8 protein-coding genes are annotated in these 14174 nt (G+C 65.9%); all 8 read right to left on the reverse strand.

The features are described from left to right. Positions 1–79: 79 nt before the first annotated feature. Entirely contained in the window at positions 80–3769 is a 3690-nt protein-coding gene (gene rpoB, locus RCAS_RS08180) for a DNA-directed RNA polymerase subunit beta (RefSeq protein WP_041330423.1), read from the reverse strand. A 339-nt stretch (positions 3770–4108) separates the two neighbouring features. Beyond that, positions 4109–4930, reverse strand: a complete 822-nt coding sequence (locus tag RCAS_RS08185; protein ID WP_157042589.1) for a hypothetical protein — start codon at positions 4928–4930, stop codon at positions 4109–4111. A gap of 318 nt (positions 4931–5248) precedes the next feature. Continuing rightward, positions 5249–5464, reverse strand: coding sequence for a hypothetical protein (locus RCAS_RS25040; RefSeq protein ID WP_012120121.1), 216 nt, complete (start codon positions 5462–5464; stop codon positions 5249–5251). A gap of 324 nt (positions 5465–5788) precedes the next feature. Beyond that, on the reverse strand, positions 5789–6352 hold the full coding sequence (locus tag RCAS_RS25045) for a hypothetical protein (RefSeq protein ID WP_041330427.1): 564 nt from the start codon (positions 6350–6352) through the stop codon (positions 5789–5791). A 987-nt stretch (positions 6353–7339) separates the two neighbouring features. Further along, on the reverse strand, positions 7340–10348 hold the full coding sequence (locus RCAS_RS08205; RefSeq protein WP_012120122.1) for an NACHT domain-containing protein: 3009 nt from the start codon (positions 10346–10348) through the stop codon (positions 7340–7342). Between the two features lie 45 nt (positions 10349–10393). Beyond that, positions 10394–10849: a hypothetical protein gene (locus RCAS_RS25570; RefSeq protein ID WP_012120123.1), complete on the reverse strand. Its 456-nt coding sequence runs from the start codon at positions 10847–10849 to the stop codon at positions 10394–10396. A 3-nt stretch (positions 10850–10852) separates the two neighbouring features. Beyond that, positions 10853–11449 (reverse strand): caspase family protein, encoded by a 597-nt coding sequence (locus RCAS_RS25575; RefSeq protein ID WP_198136021.1) that lies wholly within the window; start codon positions 11447–11449, stop codon positions 10853–10855. A 59-nt stretch (positions 11450–11508) separates the two neighbouring features. Next, a complete protein-coding gene (locus RCAS_RS08215; RefSeq protein WP_012120125.1) occupies positions 11509–14073 on the reverse strand; it encodes an ATP-binding protein in 2565 nt (854 codons plus the stop codon). Between the last annotated feature and the right edge of the window lie 101 nt (positions 14074–14174).

The following is a 14174-nucleotide window of genomic DNA, read 5'->3' on the forward strand; positions in this document are numbered from 1 at the left end:
TCCCGGTTGTACGCCTGTGCCGGCAACACACACCCTCCCGCAGGCTCCTGGCATGCGGGAGGGTGGGACCGACAGGCGCTTAGAATTCACCGCGCTCCATTCCCGACAGATTGATGCCATCGAGCGCTGCCAGGTCGCTGTCCACATCGTCGGTCAGTTCCACCGGCGTTTCATCGGCGCTCAGGACCTCGACCGACAGACCGAGGGACTGCAATTCTTTGATCAGCACCTTAAAGCTTTCCGGCACGCCGGCTTCCTGGATCGGCTCCCCCTTCACAATTGCCTCATAGGTCTTCACGCGACCCACCACATCGTCCGACTTCACGGTCAGCATTTCCTGCAACGTATAGGCGGCGCCATACGCCTCGAGCGCCCAGACTTCCATCTCGCCGAAGCGCTGACCGCCGAACTGCGCCTTGCCGCCGAGCGGTTGCTGCGTCACCAGGCTGTACGGTCCGGTGGAGCGCGCGTGGATCTTATCCTCCACCAGGTGCGCCAGTTTCATCATATAGATATAGCCGACGGTCACCGGATGGTCGAACGGTTCACCGGTGCGCCCATCGTAGAGGGTAATCTTGCCGTCGGGCGGCAGATCGGCGCGTTTGAGCCACTCCTTGATCTCCGTCTCGCTTGCCCCATCGAAGACCGGCGTGGCGACGCGATAGCCGAGGCGCGCTGCCGCCCACCCCAGGTGAGTTTCGAGGATCTGTCCGATATTCATACGGCTTGGCACGCCGATCGGATTCAAAATGATGTCAACCGGCGTCCCATCCGGCAGGAACGGCATATCCTCGATTGGCAGGATACGGCTGACCACACCCTTATTGCCGTGACGTCCCGCCATCTTGTCGCCGGCCGAAATCTTGCGTTTCTGGCAGAGCAGCACATCGACGCGCTGATTAACGCCGACCGGCAGTTCGACATCATCATTGCGGGTGAAGACCTTCACATCGATCACCTTCCCGCGCACACCGTTTGGCACACGCAGCGACGAATCCTTCACCTCGCGCGCCTTCTCGCCAAAGATCGCGCGCAGCAGGCGCTCTTCCGCCGTCAGATCGGTTTCGCCTTTCGGCGTGATCTTCCCCACCAAAATGTCATTTGGTTGCACCTCAGCGCCAATATAGATAATCCCGCGATCATCGAGGTTGCGCAGGCTCTCCTGCCCGACGTTGGGAATATCGCGCGTGATCTCCTCAGGCCCGAGTTTGGTATCGCGCGCTTCGACTTCATACTTCTCGATATGGATCGAGGTGAAGATATCTTCGCGCACCAGGCGCTCCGAGACCAGAATGGCGTCCTCAAAATTGCCGCCTTCCCACGGCATGAACGCCACCAGCACATTCTGCCCGAGCGCCAGTTCGCCATTATCGGTGCTGGAACTATCCGCAATGATGTCGCCTTTGCGGACGCGCTGACCACGGGAGACGCTTGGACGCTGATTGATGCAGGTATCCTGGTTCGAGCGCATAAACTTGCGCAGCCGATATGATCGCTCATTGCCGTCGTCTTCAAGGATGATGATCTCATCACCGGTTGCCGAGAGCACCACGCCATCGGCTTTGGCGACCACCACCTGCCCGCTATCGCGCGCCGCCACATACTCCATGCCGGTGCCGACGATTGGCGCATCGGGGCGGAGAAGCGGCACCGCCTGGCGCTGCATATTCGACCCCATCAGCGCGCGGTTGGCATCGTCGTGCTCCAGGAAGGGGATCAGCGCCGTCGAGACGCTTACCACCTGCTTGGGCGACACATCCATATAATCGACGCGCTCAATCGGCACATCGTCGAAATCGCCCGCATAGCGCACCGACACCGTGCCTTCCAGGAAGCGATTGTGCTCATCGAGGGGCGCATTCGCCTGCACAATGACAAATCGGTCTTCCTCGTCGGCGGAGAGATAATCGACTTCCTGCGACACGATCGGGCGGATCTTGATCGTTCGCAGTGGCGTTTCGACGATCCGTTCCGCAATCGCGCGGTTAATTTCCTGTCCGGTGCTGGCAATCACCTCGCCGGTCTTCGGATCGACGATATCCTCGCGCAGAATCTGCCCGCGCAGCAACGAAACCGCAATGCGGCGCGCCACGGCGGCATCGACACGTGTCCCACGCACCGCGATCAACTCGCCGGTGCGCAGGTCGCGCACATCGCGCAGGAGCAACCCCTGACGCTCCCATTCGCTCGCGTTCGGCACCTCGCGGTACACCTTGCGATACGGCGTCTCCAGAAACCCCATCTCATTGACTTGCGCATAGGTGGACATCGTTCCGATCAGACCGATATTCGGACCCTCCGGCGTCTCCACCGGGCAGATGCGCCCATAGTGCGAGTGATGAACGTCGCGCACCTCAAAGCCGGCGCGGTCGCGGCTGAGACCGCCGGGACCGAGAGCTGAAAGGCGGCGTTTATGGGTCAATTCTGCAAGCGGATTCGTCTGATCCATGAACTGCGAGAGTTGCGCTCCGCCGAAGAACTCGCGCATTGCCGCGACGACCGGGCGAATATTGATCAGCGCGTTGGGCGTTGCGGTCTCAGGGTCTTGCAGCGACATACGCTCCTTGATGACGCGCTCCATCCGCAGCAGACCGACGCGGAACTGCTGCTGGATCAGTTCGCCGACGGTACGCACGCGGCGGTTGCCGAGGTGATCGATATCATCGGCGCGCAGACCGGGTGTTTCATTGTTCAGTTGAATAATTCGCTCAACGATCTTGAAGATATCATCGGGCAGCAGCACGCGCACCTTCAGATCCGGCGCCTGACTGCGCACTTCGAGGCGAGTATCCTTCTCCCACAGGTTCTTGTTCAGTTTATAGCGCCCAACCCGCGACAGATCGTAGCGTCGCGGATTGAAGAGCAGCGCCTCGATCAGATTGCGCGCATTATCGAGCGTTGGCGGATCGCCCGGGCGCAGGCGCTTATACAGCTCCAGGAGCGCCTCTTTGGCGTGTCGCGCCGGGTCTTTATCGAGCGTTACGCGGATGTACTGATGTTCGCCGGTTTCCACGTGCGTGAACAGTTCCAACACATCCTCATCGCGCCCGCGCGTGTCGAGTTCGGTATCCGGCGCCCACTGCCCGCTGCCATCGGGGTTCGCCTTCCATCCAAGAACGGCGCGCAACAGGATCGTTACCGGAATCTTGCGCTTGCGATCAACCTTGACGGAGATCACATCGCGCTTATTTGTCTCGAACTCAAGCCAGGCGCCACGGCTCGGGATCAACTTTGCCGAGTGCAGGCTTCGCCCGGATGTGGGGTCTTTTTCTTCTTTGAAATAGACCCCTGGCGAGCGGATCAACTGCGAAACCACCACCCGCTCGGCGCCATTAATGACGAACGTTCCATTTTCCGTCATCAACGGGAAATCGCCTAGAAAGATTTCACTCTCTTTTAATTCCCCGGTGCTCAGAATGCGCAACTGCACATTCACGCGAATCGGCGCCGAATAGGTGATTCCCCGCTCGCGGCACTCGTGTTCGTTATAACGCGGTTCCCCGAAATGGTAATCGAGGAATCGCAGTTCCATATTTTTGCCGGTAAAATCAGTAATCGGCGATATCTCGTCGAACAGCTCACGCAATCCTTCTTTACGGAACCATTCGAAACTTTTCAACTGCGTTTCGATCAGTTTGGGCAACTCGATCGCGTCTGAAATGCGCGCGAATGAATAACGCTCGATCTTGCTGCGATGCAGGCTGTCGGCGCCAATATCATTCGGCATAATCAATGGCTGGAGCACAACACTTTCGGTCAACGGGGGCATTGGCACCTCGCTCTTGCTTGTCAGTCGCCGGGGAGCCGCTCGTCTCATGATGCGCCGGCGACGGTAGACACACCACCGCCTCGACGCTGAGAATTATCGACCTCTGGCGCCTGATTGCCGGATCCAGATTGTTTGGGCAGTAGAAAACCGAAAACACAAACACAGACTCACGGCGTTGTCTTCCTTGTGGGCAGAGACCGTGGGTTGTGTTCGTGTGTCTGATGGGTCTGATCTGGAGATGCGTTTGGATAACGCATTGAATGCCGGTGAGTTCCTCCTTCGTCCGCTCCGGCGTTTGCAAATTGCGAAATACAATGATACCACGGCTGTGATGGGATGTCAAGGAACACCACGCGCGGTGTCTGTACCATACGCAGTGGGTGCATTGGCGCATGCCATGGGATTGCTCAAGGGCGTGCGCCGTAGCTCAGGCGACCGTGATGGCGCCTCCCCAGCAGGCTGCCGCCCACCCGCCCAACGCTGGAACCCGCGTCCGCTCCTGCTGCGCACCCGCCACCGCCCAATGGCATGCGCGGTTCGATGGTTCGTGTGCGGCACGCCTGCCTGTCTCAGCAACAGCGTGTCCCTTCCCCGGTGCTCTGCCAGCCGCACCACTCCCATCCGAACCCGATGCCCCGCCTCCAGCGGACCTTTCCTCTGCCCCAGCGGACGGATGCGCTCCCCGCTCCGCTCCCGGCGAGGCCCGCCATCCGGCGGCGGCTCACGCACGATCCGCCTCACCGCCTCCATCGCTCCCGGATGCCCTTCCCCCGGCGCCTGCGCCGGCCCTGCCCACGCACGCCCCACCCATCGCAGCCGATGAACGTCGCACCCCTGGCGCTCGAACGCACGCCGCTGCGCGCTCCCCGTGACGATCGCCACGTCATCGGCGACCAGCCCGCGCGTCGTCCCATCGCCTTCACGCGCAGCCCCGGCTCCGCTCTCTCTGCCAACGGCAACGACGGCCCGCTCCCCAGAGCCACCGCACCCATCCCGTCCCCCCACCCGTCCCCGACGCTTGCTGACGTGCCAGCGCCCCCGCTCTGCGAGCGCCGGCACGTCCCGCCACGCCGTCATCTGGCACAACCCGCTGCCGAACGGCCGCATCATCCACGCCACCGAGCGCACACTCCATCCAAGCGCCCACGCGATGGCCGCCACGTGCGGAAGCCGCAGGCGCGGATCGGCCCGCGCCACCCCCGCCGGATCGCGCCGGAATGTGCGCCCGCAGGCGGCGCATCGGGAGCGGCGCCGCCGCGCGCGGCGCCTGCGCGTCCCGGGTCGGCGGGTGGCTCGCGCCCCATTGCTGGCGGATCGTGGTCGCATAGGAAGGGCGGGCCGATGGGCGTCCCGCTGGCGCCGATTGGACTTCGGGGAGGGGCAGTGTGACAATGGCTATGGAGAGCGCCTTGTTTGCTGCTGAGGATATTCCTATCCTGCGAGGACTCTGTCCGGTTCTTATCCTCTCCCGCCAACCGCCTAGGTTGCAGACACCTCAATCCTGACCGCCCGCTCACCGCTCAGGCGCACCAGGACGGTCTGCAACGCCTCCAGCGCCTGGGTCTGGCGGTGCAATTCATCGCGCCGTTCGCGCTCCAGGTCTTGCGGCTGGGGCGGATGCTGACGTGGACGCAGGACTTTGAGCGGGTCGTAGACAAGGGAGGCGAGGAGGTTGGTGAGGAAGTCGGGGATCATGCGTCACCTTTCTTTTCGCTCTGTTCCATGCGCCAGCGGATGCGGGCAGGCGGGGGTAGGACAAGGCTGAGCCTTGTCCTACGAGTGGCAATGTTTTTTCAGCGCCTGTTCAATGCGTTGCCGGTCGCGTTCCTTGCGCGGACGCAGTTCTAGGGCGCGGCGCAGGCGCCGGCAGGGTCTCCTTGCCTGGGCGATTGTCTCAACGATGTTCATTTTACCTACCCTCCCCTCACCACCGTCGCGTCCGAGCACTCCACGGCCAGGCCAACGTGCTTCATCATTGTCCAGCAGTGCAGAGCGCGATTGCAGTCAAAGCATTCACCGTTACCCGGCCGGGGCGGCCCCGGCGACTTCGGCCAGATAGAGGGCGGCGTGACGGGCCAGTTCGGGCGATGCGTCGGTCAACCAGGCTTCGGCGATGGTCAGGGCCTCGGAGGGTGGTTCCCGGAGCAGGGGGAGGAGCGCGGCCACGGCCCGGCTCTGGCCGGCGCGGGCCAGGGCCTCCACGGCGCGCAGCGCCTCGGAAGAGCCGGCCAGCCCCTTGTCCGTGGCGTCCCCGGCCAGCGCCTCCGGCAGCCACGCCCAGGGTTCGGCCGCGGCGGAGGCGGCAGCCCGGGCCAGCGCTTCCCAGACGTCCCGTTCCCTCCGCAGTCCCGGCCAGAAGGGTGCCACGAGGGCGAGCAAAGTGGCCCGCACCGGGAACGGGGCCAGCAGGGAATTCACCTGCTGCCGCGCCTCTCCCATCAGGTCGGGATATGGGTCCAGGTGGGAGTCCAGGGCGGCCAGGGCGCGGGCGCGCCAGAAAGCGTTGGGGATTTCGGCGGCGGCCCGCAGGGCCTCCTGCGGCAGGTCGGGATATGGGTCCAGGTGGGGGGCCAGGGCGGCCAAGACGAAGGCGCGGTTGTCGGCATCCGGGATTTCGGCGGCGGCCCGCAGGGCCTCCTGCAGCGCCTGGCGGCGCTTCGGCTCCTCCAGGTGGGGGTCCAGGTCGGCCAGGGCGCAGGCGCGCGAGAAAGCGTTCGGGATTTCGGCGGCGGCCCGCAGGGCCTCCTGCAGCGCCTGGCGGCGCTCCGGCTCCTCCAGGTGGGGGACCAGGTCGGCCAGGGCGTCGGCGCGGGCGTAGTCATCCGGGATGGCGGCGGCGGCCCGCAGGGCCTCCTGCAGCGCCTGGCGGCGCTCCGGCTCCTCCAGGTGGGGGGCCAGGTCGGCCAGGGCGCGGGCGCGGGCGTCGGCACGGGGGATTTCGGCGGCCCGCAGGGCCTCCTGCGGCAGGTCGGGATATGGGTCCAGGTGGGGGGCCAGGTCGGCCAGGGCGCGGGCGCGGGCGTCGGCACGGGGGATTTCGGCGGCGGCCCGCAGGGCCTCCTGCGGCAGGTCGGGATATGGGTCCAGGTGGGGGCCAGGGCGGCCAAGACGAAGGCGCGGTTGTCGGCATCCGGGATTTCGGCGGCGGCCCGCAGGGCCTCCTGCAGCGCCTGGCGGCGCTTCGGCTCCTCCAGGTGGGGGTCCAGGTCGGCCAGGGCGCAGGCGCGCGAGAAAGCGTTCGGGATTTCGGCGGCGGCCCGCAGGGCCTCCTGCAGCAGGTCGGGATGCCCGGCTAGGTGGGGGGCCAGGGCAATCACCGTGTAAGGTCTCAGGCGCTCCACCATCACGGATCGCCCGGCCAGGTGGCGGCGTTCCTCGTCGGTGAGGGAAAAGGCGGCAGGCTCTCGCCGCAGCAGCGCCAGGGCCAGGATGGCCTCGGCGCGCTGCAGTCCCGGTTTGTCTTCGGCCTGCGCCTGCAACCGGGGCAGCAGAGCAGCAGCGGGCTGGTCGGCGCGCAGGTCCTCCAGCAGATGGGGCGTCAGGGACGCGTCCCGGTAGATGCAGTGCGGGTCAAAGCAGCCCTTCGCGTCCAGTCCGCCGTAGAGGGCCAGGGTCAGGCGCAGCCAGTCGGGGTCTCCGGCCACCCGTGCGGCCAGGGCGGGGTCGGCCAGCAGGGCGAGGCGGAAGGGCAGGCGGTCGGCGGGCAGGGCCCGGGGAGCCTGTTGCGCCAGGTCCAGCAGGGCGCGGTGGATGGGCCAGTCCTCCCGGCAGATCGCGGGGCAGGGCCTCCACCAGGGCCTCGGCCAGGTCGGGGGTGAACCACTTGTGTTCACGGATCAGGTCCGCTGCGGCCGGGCCCGGGTCGGCCGCGTCGGGGGGCGGCGGCGCGGTCAGGGCCTCGACCAGGGCGCGTTCCACCAGCAGAGACGCCTCCTCCCTGCGGTGGAGGCGGGCAAGAGCGGCGCTCACCTCCCGGCGCAGCCAGGCGACTGGCCGGGCGGCGCAGGCCTGAAGCAGGCGGCGGGCTACCTCCTCCACGATGGCAGGGGGCGTCCTGGTCATCTCGGGGATGGCCGCAGCCATCAGCAGGGCGCTGCGGGGCAGCAGGTCACCCAGGGGGTCGTCGGCCTCCAGGAAGGCCCGCAGCAGGCGGCCGCGGGCGGCCATGTTCTGGCTCCAGGAAAGATAGCCCAGGGCCAGGAGGACCGGCTCGCGCCAGCGCGGGTCGTCGCGGCGGGCCAGGATGGCCTCCAGGGCGGCGTTGGGGTCCCCGGCCAGGTGGCGGGCCGCCAGGTACTCCTGGAAGGTCAGGTGAAGGAAGCCGTAGGCGGCTTCGCCCCGCGCGGACAGCAGCCCCACCCGCTCCCGCACCGCCCGCAGGAAGGCCTCCACATCCCGCCGAAAGGCCGGCGAGGGGCGGTCGGGGTTCTCGCCGCGATACTCGGCCAGGCTGTGGGTCACCTGCTCGCGCAACTCGTTTTCCTCAATCAGGCCGCTGGGATAGCGCTCGTGGATGTGCGCGGCCAGGGGGGCCAGCACCTGGACGACCTCATCCTCGCTGAGGCCGGTATCCCGCCAGACCTCCACCAGGTTCTCCACGGCGATCTGGTAGAGGCGGACGCGCTGTTCCGGCAGGCGGGCCTGGCTGTTGTGATGCACCATGGCCAGGATGGTCAGCAGCAGGGGGTTGCCGGCCAGTTCGCGCAGGCCGGGGCGGGTAGGGTCGTGCAGGGCAGCCTGCAGGGCCTGCGCCTCGTCTGCGGCGCGGCGGGCCACCTCTTCCTCGCTGTCGCCCGGGTCGGCCAGCAGGCGGTGGACGGCCAGCGTCCAGGTCTGGCAGAAGCGGTCCACGGCCGCGTCGCTCATCGGCTGCAGGGTGGCGTGGGTCAGGTGGAGGCTGAGGGGCGCAGCGTGGTAGCCGGCGATGCGGCTGGTGATGATAATCTGGTTGCCGCCGCTTTCGTCCGGAGAGAGGGCTCCTGCGTCGCGCCAGGGCAGTGCGCCCGGGTCCAGGGGGGAGCGGCCGCCCGGGTCGGTGATCCATTCTTGCAGAAAAGATTCAACCGCCCCGATGATCTCGCGGCGGTCGTCGGCCGCAGTGATCTCGTCCAGGCTGTCCAACAGCAGCATGGCCTGGCCGCGGCGGAAAAAGTCGCGGATGAGGCGGCGCAACCCGTCCGCGGGCAGGCGCTCTCCCCGGCGGAGGTGTTCCCGGCCAAAGGTGGGGAAATCCCTCTGCCAGCCATGATGCCCCAGGAATTCCAGCAAGGAGGGGGGCGGCTCGCTGCGGGCTTGGGTCGCGCGGCGGGCTTCGGCATAGTCGCCGATGCGCACCAACACGGGCAGGCGGGCCGGGCCCAGGTCTACGGGCGGCGCGTCTTCGTCTGCTTCGGCGTCCACGTGCATCGCGGGGACGCGGACGCGGTCGGCGCCCTCCCGCAGGGCGCGGGCCAGGTGCAGGGTCAACCAGCGCAGCAGGGTGGTCTTGCCGCTGCCCGGGTCGCCCAGGATGACCAGCCAGCGGAAGCGGCGCACGGCTTGGGCCAGGTCGAGGGTTTCGGCCTTCCGGTCGGAGAAGAGGCGCGGGCGGTCCCGCTCCTCCAGGGCGGGCATGAGGGGGTGCCCGGCCAGGAAGCGCCAGCGGTAGCGGCGGCGTTCCGCTTCGGCCAAATCGTCCAGGCCCTGCTGCTCCAGCCAGGCCTGCAGGTCTTCTTCCAGCAGGCGGTAACTTTCCTGCCACTCGGTCGGGGGGACAGTCTCGGCCTGGAGCGCCGCATAGACCCGTTCCAGAGGCACGGCCAGCGATGGCCCGGCCCGGTGGATGCCGCGCAGTTCCAGGGTGCTGTGCTGGCGGATCAGCCAATCCAGATAGGCGTTCAGCAGGTCGGCGTCGGTGTAGTCGGGCGGCGGCTTGAGCGCCTGCAGGATCTGCTGCAAAAGGTCGCGCACGTCGGCGGGCAGAGCGGCTTCCACGCGCGCCCCATCGCCAATGGCGACACCGGTGGCCCGGGCAATGATGACGTTGTACGTGGCGCCGCCGTGGGCATCCAGCCGCCGGATCGCATCGCGAATCTCCTCCAGCGTCTTGCCCTGCTGCTGCAACAGGGCGTGCAGGGCGAGGACACGGCCCAGGCTCACGCGATTGTACAGCGGACTCCCCGGCCGAACGGCCTCATCCAGCAGTGCCTCCGTCAGGCCGCGGGTAAAGGCGGCCAGGGCGACGTCAAAATCCACGGGCAGGGTGGCGCGGTCGAAGCCCAACGCGTCAAAGTGCTGACGCAGGCGGGGCAGGTCGGGCAGGTCGGCGCCCTTCAGCGCCAGGGCCAGCAATCCCTCCGCCACCTGCGGTTGGATCACAAATTGGCGCAGAATGTACTCGACCAGCTCCTGATGGGCGTCGTCCAGGCTGGCGGTCACCTCGCTCAGCATGGCCGCAAACGCGCTCTGGTAGCAACGGCGCAGGGTCTGCTCCTCCGGCGAACCCGAAACAAAGGTCGTGAGCCGCGCAGCGCCCGCTTTCAACAGGTCATAGGCCAGCGAGGCGGCCAGGTTGGTGAACAAGTCGTTTGGTGAGATCATATCAGCGCCTCGGTCAGTGGTGTAGAACAACTGCTCGCCGTTGTCCTACTCACCACGATGGACGGTCGCCCCGTCGCCGATGGCCAGGCCCGATGCCTGGTCAATCTGGATGTTGTACTTGCCCTGCTGCACGGTGTTCCGGTCGCCGGTGACGATCACGCTGCCCGTCACGTCCCCGCCGATCGCCACGGAACGCTCGCCGAGGGCCTGCACGACGCGGCCGATGCGCGCGGCGGCCTCCGCCTGCGCGGCCGCCCACCCGCCGGCCGGCAGCCCCTTGCCCCCGCGCAGCAGCGCTACTGGAAAGTCCTCAGTCGCCGCGTCGAAGAAGGGGGTCTGCTCGGCCCGGCAGAGCGCGCGGGCGCTCTCCGGCACCGCCTTGCCCAGATGGTTCATCAGGTTGGAGAGGCGCACGGTGGCGTCGCCGGGCCGATTGCCCGCGCCCTGCAACGCCTCCAGCAGGTGATAGGTAAAGAGGCTCAGGCTGCCGTCGGGCCGCACCCACTACCGCTGGCTGCCGGTGGAGGAGCTGAACACGGCCCGGCCCGCGCCCTGCCTCAATTCGTCAACCAGCCCTTTGGGCGGGGCGCTCTGCGTCAAGCCTGGGGGCAGTTTCATGGCCGGCCGGTCCTTGGCCGTGGCCATCCCCGCCGCGTGGCAGCAGTCCAGCAAGACCAGCAGCCGCCGCGCCGGCACCTGCCGCAGCGCCGCGGTGAACGCTTCCGCCGCCAGCGCGCTGCCCGCCAGGTCGAACGGTTCCACATCGTGGGGGATGAGGTAGTAGGGTGCGCACGGCCGTGCGCCCACGCCGGCCTCATCCAGCCAGCCGTGGCCGGAAAAGTAGACCACGGCCGTGGCGTCGCCGTCGGCGGCCGCCTGCCCGGCCAGCCAGGCCAGGCCGTCGAGGATGGCCTGCTTTGTGGCGCCGGCGTCGTGCAGCAGGCGGATGTGGTCGGCAGGGTAGCCGCACAGACCGGGGTCGGCCAGCACGGCCTGCAGCGCCTGCATATCCCGCACCGTCACCGGCAGCGACCACGGCGCGTAGGCGCACTCCCCCACGCCGATCAGCAGCGCATAGCCATAAGAAAAGACGGTGTCCATGGCTCGTGTTGCGTGTTGCATCCTGCATCCTCCGTCATTCGTGTAGCTGTGATGCCTGCCTACTCAATTTCCACATCGGTACCAATCTGCCGGAAGGTTTCGCGCACTTTGTCTTCGATTTCGGTTTCGCTCATGCTGCCTCCTTCAGCCTCGATGGTGATGTGCAATTTACCGAACCTGGTCTGCAGCAAGTTGAACAGGCCAAACAGGCTGGAGGCTTTGCCAAAGGGCAGATTGAAACGGATGCGCAGACGATTACGGCCCGGCGCGGCAGGCGCGACGGCCACCCCGCCGGTAACCGGGGACGTTGTTGGAACGGCCGTGCTGATACCTACCGGCTCGGAGACAGTCCCCGGTGCAACGACCGGAGCGGTGTAGCTCTCTGGCGTTTTTTGCCGGGCGCAAACTTCGGCACGAATCAGCACCTCGCCACTCCGCAAACTGGGCGTGACCTCCTCCTTAAAGTAGCGGCATTGAGGTTGCCCGTTCTCGTCCAGTTCGCCCAGGCCAAAGAGACCCTGACGCACGCCCTCGGCAATGCAGGTTTCCCAGACGTGCCGCCCGGTGACCAGCGGTTCGCCAGGGGTGCGCGAGCCGCTTTCGGCCAGTTGCCGGGTCTCCACATAGTCGCGGTTACTCAAGTAACGTTGCTTGATGACCAGGGGGGCCAGTTTTTCGAGCAGACGGCCTTCGGTGCGCAGCCGCTCATAGACGCGTTCTTCCAGATATTGCTCGCCGCCATAGGTGGGAATGCCGAGATCAAACAGAGCCATCCCCTGTGGGTCAGGGAGGTAGAGCAGGCGGTAGAGGCTGCCGATTTGCTCCTGCAAATCTCTGGCGGCTTGTTTTTCCTTGTCTTGCAATTCCTTGCGCTGTTCAGGGGTGAGGGAAAGCGTTTTGACGGCCAGGAGAGCCGAAAGGGCCAGATGACGGCGCAGCAGGTTCTCGAACGGGGCGCGTTCGGAATGCGGCGTCAGGAAGAAAAGGGTGTTGCGATGGACGCGCGGGGTTTGGCCTTTTTCCTCCACGAAATGTTTCATCCGCGCCGGGTCGGCTGCGGGCAGGATGAGCAGTTTGGGCTGTGGGTCGTCGGGGATGTCGGCGGATTGCTCCGGCCAGAGGAAGGTGCGCATGACTTTGCCGCTCACCCGCTTGCGCAAGCTGTCCAGTTCGGCGGCGCGCAGTTCCTCGGCAGTGACGTTTTCCATGCGGATGGTGAGGGCGCGGTTCAGGTTGGCGGTGGTCGAGAAATAGTAGCGCCCGCCCTCTTCGTGCAGGTAGAAGAGCAGACGGCTGCTCAACTTGTTCAGGACCTCGGCAATCACGCTGGCCGGGACGCCCGCCATCAGGTTGTGACGCTTGACCTCGGCTGCCGTGGCTCCCGCCTCTCCTCCGCCGCCGACGAAGGAGTGCATAAAGATGGTGCTCGCGATGCGCTCGCCCAGCCCCAGCCCCTGATAGGCTTTGCCGATTTCCTGGTTAGCCTTGCGCGCCCCGGCTTCGGCGCTGAGCAGGTCGGCGGCCAGGACGCTATCGTATTCGTTGCCAATGTGCTTGAGCAGTTCGCGACGAATTTCATCCTCCTGAAGGGGAAAATCGGCCAGGGTGATATAGGGCCGGGAAGAATTTTTGAGCGCATGGACGACCATGCCCAACAGACGCAGGGTGCCGCGTGTGCGCTGAAAGTTGGGAAAACTTCCCCAACGGTGATAAAGCACATCCACCACTTCGGGCAGGAAGGGATAGGTCGCTTTGAAGCGCGCGCGGTAGGCGGCGCTTTCCTCACCGCGCGGCAGCAGGGCTTCCTGCTCGGCTTCGTCCATGAAGGCGTTGACGATCTTGGCAGCGGCTTTTTCGTCCACCCGTGAGAACAGGCGGCGGCGCAGGATAGCGCCCACTTCTTCATCGCGCACCGGGGTGTACACCTTTTCCACCCGCCCGCTGATTTTCTTCAGTTGCTCGAACAGGCGCGTGGCCTGCTCGTCGTACTGTTCCAACGTGCTGGAAGGCAGGGTGATGACCAGCGAAACGCGCTCCAGGATGGAGGCGGCCTCGGTCAATTCCTGCAAAAAGGCCAGGGTTTGAGCCGCCAGGGTGGAACCGCCGACTTGCTCCGCCGCGGCTTTGACGGCATATTCCAGCACTTCGTCCATCAAAATCAGCAGGGGTTGATGAGCGGATAACAATGCGCGCAGGGATTCGCGCCCTGGGGCGCTGAAGCCCTCGAATCTGGCGCGCGAGTCAGTCAGTTGCTCGGCCAACAGCCCCCAGAGCGTTTCGCGGGCGGCGAGCGGTGTGCCGACGATGACCGCGGTCTTGACGCCCCACTCCCGCGCTTTGTGGTAGAGGGCGATGAGGGCGTGGGTTTTGCCGCCGCCGAAGGGGGTCTGCATCTGGATGACCGGATCGCCGCCCTGCCCCTTCAGGCGCTTTTCGACCACGGCAAACAGATTTTTCAACCCATCGGTGAGATAGGTTTTCTGGAAGAACAGGTCGGGATCGCGGTATTCTTCCGGACCGCGCCGGTGATAGACCTCCCACAGGTCGGCGGCAAAGACGTCCAGCGTCAGCCGCCCCTGCAGAATGTCGTCGTGGGGAACAGCGATGGTGTGAAAAGCGGTCATCGGCAACCCCCTTATGGGATTCCCTATGGGACACGGATTTTCACGGATGCGACGGATCGTCACGGATTTATAGTCCGTGTTCGTCTGTCGAATCCGCGTTT

This window comes from Roseiflexus castenholzii DSM 13941 (genome assembly GCF_000017805.1).
In the GTDB taxonomy this organism is placed as follows: Bacteria; Chloroflexota; Chloroflexia; order Chloroflexales; family Roseiflexaceae; genus Roseiflexus; species Roseiflexus castenholzii.

Excerpts from the sequence above, each read along its gene's own strand:
- RCAS_RS25040 (WP_012120121.1), bottom strand. The coding sequence starts at position 5,464 with ATGATCCCCGACTTCCTCACCAACCTCCTCGCCTCCCTTGTCTACGAC.
- RCAS_RS08215 (WP_012120125.1), bottom strand. The coding sequence starts at position 14,073 with ATGACCGCTTTTCACACCATCGCTGTTCCCCACGACGACATTCTGCAG.
- RCAS_RS25575 (WP_198136021.1), bottom strand. The coding sequence starts at position 11,449 with ATGGACACCGTCTTTTCTTATGGCTATGCGCTGCTGATCGGCGTGGGG.
- rpoB (WP_041330423.1), bottom strand. The coding sequence starts at position 3,769 with ATGCCCCCGTTGACCGAAAGTGTTGTGCTCCAGCCATTGATTATGCCG.
- RCAS_RS08205 (WP_012120122.1), bottom strand. The coding sequence starts at position 10,348 with ATGATCTCACCAAACGACTTGTTCACCAACCTGGCCGCCTCGCTGGCC.